This window comes from Bartonella sp. AA86SXKL (genome assembly GCF_042196885.1).
In genome coordinates, this window is record NZ_JBHIRE010000092.1 from 1 (window position 1) to 1,354 (window position 1,354).

The 1,354-nt window shown below is 40.6% G+C and carries 4 pseudogenes; 3 read left to right on the forward strand and 1 reads right to left on the reverse strand.

Annotated elements, in window-relative coordinates:
- A pseudogene (locus tag ACFIO5_RS13625) lies at positions 1-338 on the reverse strand (hypothetical protein); the annotation flags it as partial.
- A 381-nt stretch (positions 339-719) separates the two neighbouring features.
- Here ACFIO5_RS13625 and ACFIO5_RS10015 point away from each other — a divergent pair.
- From ACFIO5_RS10015 to ACFIO5_RS10025, 3 pseudogenes are all read left to right on the forward strand, one after another.
- Positions 720-827: pseudogene (locus ACFIO5_RS10015) on the forward strand (lambda exonuclease family protein); the annotation flags it as partial.
- A gap of 119 nt (positions 828-946) precedes the next feature.
- A pseudogene (locus ACFIO5_RS10020) lies at positions 947-1,166 on the forward strand (hypothetical protein).
- 6 nt (positions 1,167-1,172) lie between these two features.
- Positions 1,173-1,354 (forward strand): annotated as a pseudogene (locus tag ACFIO5_RS10025) (tyrosine-type recombinase/integrase); the annotation flags it as partial.

Consider the following 1,354-nt stretch of genomic DNA (forward strand, 5'->3'; position numbering starts at 1 on the left):
AGAGAAGAACCTTGATGCTCAAAACTCTCTTCATTTTCTGTCTTTCCCTCACTCCCGTATATCGACACAAAGCCCTTACCTGATCCCACACCAAAACCCGTTTCATGCTCCTCTGAATGGCTTTTATGATGATCTGTCATGCCATCAATCGTCACATTTTCTCCGCTCACATTGATATCTTGACCGGAAAGCAGATGAGAAGCAGTGATTGTGGTCTCTTTGTCCGATTGTGTGATAATGTTGCCCGTTGCCCCCAAATTGGTCAGCACACCAGCGTGGATATCGGCATTTCCCCCCGCTTCTATAGTGCTATAATGGTTATCAATGGTATCAGCGTTAATGATGAGATTGCCACTAGATTGTATCATTCCTTGACGAGTAGGCGAAAATTCTTGCGTGACAGTTTTCTGTATCATGTGAGATAAATTATTCCATCGGTACCCTTGAAAAAAAAGCGAACTTTCACTCTCTTCATTCCAAGTAAATGCCTTGTATACTATCCCATCTTCTAAAGTTATCTTACCATAAGTTTCCTCTTTGTTGAGCAAAGAATTTTTAAAGTGAAAATCACATATGTTTTCTGAACATTCAACTTCCTCATAGGAAACGGCCCACATTTTTACCCTCAACTCATTTGCTACACTTGTTGTATGATACAAAATCGCATTTTCAATTGAATCAAAGCATTCTGGTTTTTGGAATGCGATGGTGACTTCTTCCGTTTTTTCCGTGATGATCAACAAATTGAACAGATCAATCAAGCTGTTGAAACCTTTTTAGCAGAGATAGAACAAGAGATACAACAACTCTCAACAAAAGCTGCTTAACCTTATGGGGGTGTTTTGTTCCCCGCATATCTACGAGCACCCCCACCCTTCCTAACACTTTCAAGTAATGCGTGATTCACGCCACACGTGAATTGCATCTCAATGTAAGGAGAAAAGATATGGCGCCTCGTCCAGCTGCTATAACGCAAGCAGACATTGCACGGGCTTTAAGAGAAGCTAAAAAACAAGGGATGTGAACTCATAGAAATCAAACCTACGGGTGAACTGCTTATCTATCTTAAATCCGATATTCCAATACCAAATTCAGTTAGCCATCCAGACAAACTTTTAGATTTGTCAAAGAATGAATATTACGAAACCGTACTCTCTAAGATGTAAAATACCATGCCTAAACCACGTCCTCCTCATCTTGTCAAAGAAGCCACACGCCATGGTAAAATTATATGGTATGTACGTATTGGTCATGGCAAACGCATTAGAATCCGCGGAACCTATGGAACGCAAGAGTTTGTTGATAACTACAAAAGCGCACTTGCCGAGTTACAAGGGCTTATACTTCCTAAATC